Annotated in this window: 5 protein-coding genes; all 5 read left to right on the top strand. The window is 33.3% G+C overall.

Translation table 11 applies throughout. From position 1 onward, the window contains the following. Window positions 1-82 precede the first annotated feature (82 nt). The 5 genes from CLAVI_RS05490 to CLAVI_RS05470 all read left to right on the top strand — a co-directional run bounded on the left by CLAVI_RS05490 (window position 83) and on the right by CLAVI_RS05470 (window position 5048). Window positions 83-1540, top strand: a complete 1458-nt coding sequence (locus CLAVI_RS05490) for a hypothetical protein (protein WP_194844595.1) — start codon at window positions 83-85, stop codon at window positions 1538-1540. Window positions 1541-1772: 232 nt separating this feature from the next. Then, on the top strand, window positions 1773-1910 hold the full coding sequence (locus CLAVI_RS05485; RefSeq protein ID WP_194844594.1) for a hypothetical protein: 138 nt from the start codon (window positions 1773-1775) through the stop codon (window positions 1908-1910). A gap of 655 nt (window positions 1911-2565) precedes the next feature. Continuing rightward, complete coding sequence (locus tag CLAVI_RS05480; protein ID WP_194844593.1) at window positions 2566-2886, top strand: hypothetical protein; 321 nt, start codon at window positions 2566-2568, stop codon at window positions 2884-2886. A gap of 399 nt (window positions 2887-3285) precedes the next feature. Then, window positions 3286-4563 carry a hypothetical protein gene (locus CLAVI_RS05475; protein WP_194844592.1) on the top strand — a complete coding sequence of 426 codons (1278 nt, stop codon included), beginning with the start codon at window positions 3286-3288 and terminating at the stop codon, window positions 4561-4563. 251 nt (window positions 4564-4814) lie between these two features. Continuing rightward, window positions 4815-5048, top strand: a complete 234-nt coding sequence (locus CLAVI_RS05470) for a hypothetical protein (RefSeq protein ID WP_194844591.1) — start codon at window positions 4815-4817, stop codon at window positions 5046-5048. Window positions 5049-5485 lie beyond the last annotated feature (437 nt).

Here is a 5485-nt window from a genome sequence, read left to right as displayed (position 1 = left end):
GTTTATAATAAACTACATCTATAACATGTTGAATTTTTTAGTATAAAATTTAAAAAAAAATTAATTTTATAAAAGAGGTAATATGTCTGGAATAGGTAATGGATTTTCTTCTGGGATCCAATCTTTTAATGATCATTTTTTGGTTTATACAGGAAGGCAATGTCCTACTAGTTGGGTAGAGCTTAAAGCTAATATATCAAGAAACATGAAAACATGTGCAAAAGCATGTACAGCTTTTCTTGATTCTTCATTAGGGTTAGCAGTATCTATGGGGGTAGTTGGAATAGTTGCAACGTCTCTTTGTGCAGGTGAGGATATGGCGGAAGTTATTGTTACTACATTATTACCAGTTACTACTAACTCCCAACCTACCCCTCAACCAACCCTTTCTCCGCTAAGTAATGCTGAATTAGTTTATGTATGTGCTGAAGGGAGTACAAAGATTCCAGGACATCCTCAAAATACCACTAAATCAGCCAACTGGACTGTAGGTGGATATGGTATCTGTCAATATGGAGGAAGTATTCAAGATCGCGATATTTTTTGCATCTCTCTACAAGAATATTACAAGAAATTTCCTGATGTAGTAGTTCCACAATGTCAAGCAAAGAATTGGACTGGAGATGAAACTTATAACACAAGAAAGCGTTATTTAACTTATGTATTTGTTGATAGCGTGTTAGACAAATGGGCTCTATCCAATAGTATGCAGTGTATGATGAAAAATGTATACTCTATGCTGAATGCGTCATTTGTTAAAAAATCAGAAAAAGTGCCTACAACAATGTGTACGCCTGTATCTGTAAAAACATCTAAAGATAGTACTAAAGCGCCGGATGGAATTGACAGAGGAGCGTATTGTTGGGATGAAGCAGATAATATGAAGGCAAGGTATCCTCAATATTTTGCTGATACATCTAACTGTCCTTTGGGTATTAGCACTACACTAGCTCCAACTACGACTTCCACGCCATTAACAGCAGCTGTAACCACAATAAATACATATACTACTGCTATGTCATTAACAACAGATTTGTCTGCAGAAGAGGATAAATTTTCTTCTTGTAATATTGTGATGATTGCTTTTGGTGTTGGAAGTGCATTAGTATTAATGACTACAGTTGGTAAAATACTTTACAAACAATGTACTCTTAAAGGTGTTCAGAAGCCTAAAAGTCTTTCTAAAAAGGCAAAAAGTTTCGCTGCTTTAACCCTAGAAGAAGGATTTCTTTTAGGTGCTTCTACTTTAGGGACAGGTACTTTACTGTCCTCTTGTGGTCCTATAGATTCAAGTACTAAGAAGGTAGCTATGGTATCAACAGTTCTTTACTGGACTAGTGCAGCTAATCGACTACTAGGTAATTTTATTACTGGTCCAGTAAAGCAAGAATCAACACTAGAAGCACGAGTACAAGAATTATCTAAGTTCACATCTTCATTACCACAAGTACAGGATGCTGAAACTTCTGATGATGAGGGTGGAGAGGGAGCAATTGTTCCAGTAGTTATAGTTAAAGATAGTCCTAAAGGATGCCTTTAATGGAAAGTCTTGTTATTAATATTTCTTAATCTTATAAAACAGGAAGGATTACTATTTCATGTAATCCTTCTTTTTATTCATCAAGTTTTTATCTTTTCTAAAAAACTTTCTTCTTGTTAACAAAAATCTATTCCTAGCAAGTGTTTCAGGTGTTATTTTCCTATTTCTGAATTTTTAATTTGTTTAGAATAAATTGTATATACTTCATATTTAATTTTATAAAAGAGGTGATATGATAGGAATAGATAATGGATTTGCTGTAGGGATCCAATCTTTCAATAATAATTTTCTTTATATACAGGAAGAAGTTGTCTTGCTAGTGGGAAAGAGTTCAAAGATAATGTCTCAAAATATGTACAGCTTTTCTTGATTTTTCATTTGGTTTAGCTATAGCTATTGGCGTAGTTGGAATTGTTACAACATCTTTTTGTGTAGGTGAAGATATTGTGGAAGTTAGTATTAGTACATTGCTTCCATCTATTACAGCTATCCCTCTACCCCTCCAAGTAATGATGAGTTAGTTTATGTATGTGCTGAAGGGAATTTATTTGCACCTGGACATGAAAAACGTTGCAGAGGCAGGAGGCTGGACTATAGGTGAATACGTTGTATATCAACATAGTAATATTATTGTGCCAATCGAGGTCTATTGTATTTAATTAAAAGAATATAAAGGTAAAAATCCCTATACATCTATAATGTCAAGCAACTAATTGGACTGGATATAAAAATTATAACGCAAGCGAGCGTTATTTAAGTTATGTGTATTTGGGTAAAAGTCGAGAAGAGCTGTGGCAGCTGAGTAACCAACTATATTGTATGATGAAAGAGGTATTCACAATGTTGAGTGCATCAGATCCAAATGGAGCAAAATAGCTCGCTCTGCGTGGATGTCATCCTATGTTTGTATGGAATTCTACAGATACTCGTGATATTTATGATGGAATAGATAGAGGGGTATATTGTTGGGCGAGCTCAGGGAATGTAAAGAGAACATATCCCAAATATTTTACTTATACTACTAATTGTCTAATGTAAGTACACCAGCTTCATTTTCTACTGCTATACCAGTAACAACAGCAATGCCTGTAGAAGAGAATATTTATCTTCTTTGTAATACTATGATGATTACTTTTGGTGTTGGACGTGCATTGGTGTTAACAGCTATTCTTAGTAAAATAATCTATAAGCAATGGAAAGCTAAAAGTCCTAAGAAGTCTAAAAGTTTTTCTAGAAAGAGCAGAAATTTAGCAGCTTCAGAACAAGAAGCTATTACTGTAATTGCTGAGGATGGTACAGAAGACCCTTTACAAAAAGACTTTGTTGTTAGAAGTTTCTCAAAGTAGGTTTTGGGGGGTATTAAGTATATCTTTTTGCCCAGGTTATTTAATAAAAAATAATTTGGGTGTTCTCTGAATAAGGAAGATCAAATAATATTGAAAATCCTTACTTTTTGTTAACTCATTATATCATTCTAGCCTTTTGCAGAAGGCTAAATGTATTAGCTTGTAGATTATTCATTATCCAAAATTTTTCATGATAAAGTGTACTTTTACTAAAAAATATCTCTGTTACTAAATGCTCTAAGGATCATGTAGCTATTTCTTACTTTTGAATTAATAAGCTTTAATTAAAAAACATATTGATAAATAGATTTTTTTATAACAAACTAATAAGTTAAATATTGTATTTTTAACCTAATAATTTAAAAAAAATATTTTAATAAGTATGTAAAAGGGGGTAGTATGACAGGAATAGGTAATGGGCTTTTTATAGGATTCCAATCTTTCAATGACCATATAGGCAGTTATACAGGAAGGCAATTTCCTTCTAGTTGGACAGAACTGCAAGCTAATGTATCAAACAACATAAGAACATGTGCAAAAGCATGTACAGTTTTTCTTGATTCTTCAGTAGGTTTAGCATGTGCTATGGGTGTTTTTGGTATAGCTGCAACATCTGTGTGTGCAGGTCAGGATGTGATGGAAGTTGTTATTGATACTCTATCTGCTAATGTCTCACAAACGCAAAAAAATGATGGCAACATGGTAGTATGCATGAAAATGGGTGATCATTTACTTTCGCAAAAGATAAACACATGGACTGGGTGGACAACAAATAACTTTGTGCCATGTCTAAATAAGAGAAGCAATGATTCAATGGATGGCCTGCAATGTTTAAGAAAATCTCAGTATCAGAAAGAATTTTCTTGTGCATCACTTCCTTCTTGTTCAATTAGTGATAGTACAACACATGATGAATATATATTTATGTCATGGAATGGTAGTTTTTGGCTGTTAAATGAAATAATAAAATGTACAACAGAGAGTACTTTACTTTTAGGTAAGTCTAGTAACTCAGCAATATCTTCTAAAGATATAACTAATTTAAAAAAACAATCGATGTGTCAAGATGCCCCAGAGGGCACAAAGCCAGGGCATCTTGGAGATGGAGAGCAAGGTTTGTCAGATAGATTGGATGTGTTGTGTTGGGATAAGGCTTCTGACATTGCTAACCTGACTAATATTGCTAAAAAATATTTAGTTAATACGACAACATGTGAAGATGCAATAGAACCTTCAAATTGTAATTTAGGCCTTAATGCTTGTAGTAAAATGATGATTGTTTTTGGTGTAGGAAGTGCCGTGGTATTAACTGCAACTGTTGGAAAAATAATATATAAGCAATATACATCACAAAGGTTTTCTAATCTCAGAAGTACTTCTGTAAAAAGTAAACAGTTATTAACGTTAGCTTTGCAGGATGGACTATTATTAGGAGCTTCTGGCTTGGGCACGGGTGTTCTATTATCTTCTATAGCAGATCCTTTTTCTCCAGTTAGTGACAGTACTAAAAGAGTGGCTAGTGCATCAACAGCTCTTTATTTCACTAGTGCAGCTGCTCGAATACTAATGACTGGTATTACGAGTTCAGTAGGACAAATCCCAGTAGATGAAGAAGGTGTAGACACAGACTTAGGTGAGCTTGATGCTATGGAAGCACCGCATCAGGCGAACCAGTAGGTGTGTTTATGGGTGTAGGTTATAGCAAAATTGCTAGCAGTAATTCTTGATATTAATCTTATGAGAAAAGAAGAATTACTATTTCATGTAATTCTTCTTTTCATTAATCGTATCCTTATCTTTTCTGTGTTTTTAATTTTATCAAGTTTTTTCTTATTAAAAACAGTATCTTTTTAATACTTGCTTCAGTGGCTATATGTCTGTTCTATAATTTTGCATTACCCATTATTTAATTTTATAAAAAAGATAATGTGTTTGGAATAGGTAGTGATTTGCTGCTGGGATCCAATTTTTCAATAATAATTTTCTTTAATATACAGAAAGAAGTTGTCTTGCTAATGGGAAAGAGCTTCAAAATATGTACAGCTTTTCTTGATTCTTTATTTGGTTTACCTATAGCAATGGAGGTAGTTGGAATAGTTATAACATTTCTTTGTGTAGGTGGAGATATATCAGAAATTATTGTTTCTAAGTGGGTTTTATAGACCTCTATACTTTCTCTAATCTCTTCTTCATTATCAGTCGATGATGGAAAGGTATGGATCTGTTTTAGTATGGCAGATCATAGAAAAGCAATAAGTGATACAAAACCAATAAACGCTAGTTATTTTAGACTCATTAGTCAATGCACTGTGCCAAATTACCCAAAATTGTCTTGCATATAGTTCTATGGTACTTGCTTTTGGTGTAAGGAGTTCTTTTGGATTAATAACAACGCTTGGGAAAATAATCTATAAGCAATTTAAAGGTAAATGTCTTAAGAAGTTTAGAATGGGTTTGAGAAAGGACATTAATAGCTTTAACATTAGAGTAAGGATTGCTGTTAGGTATTTCTGGAAGAACTAGTTATTCAGTAGTTGTGGTTCTTTGAAGATGCTTCTGCAAGCAAATTTTGTTGTTAATATTGCTTAATCTTTCCTAT

This window comes from Candidatus Clavichlamydia salmonicola (assembly GCF_015356765.1).
Taxonomy (GTDB): domain Bacteria; phylum Chlamydiota; class Chlamydiia; order Chlamydiales; family Chlamydiaceae; genus Clavichlamydia; species Clavichlamydia salmonicola.
The sequence above is the reverse complement of the archived record's forward strand: the minus strand, read 5'-3'. Positions and strand labels throughout refer to the sequence as shown.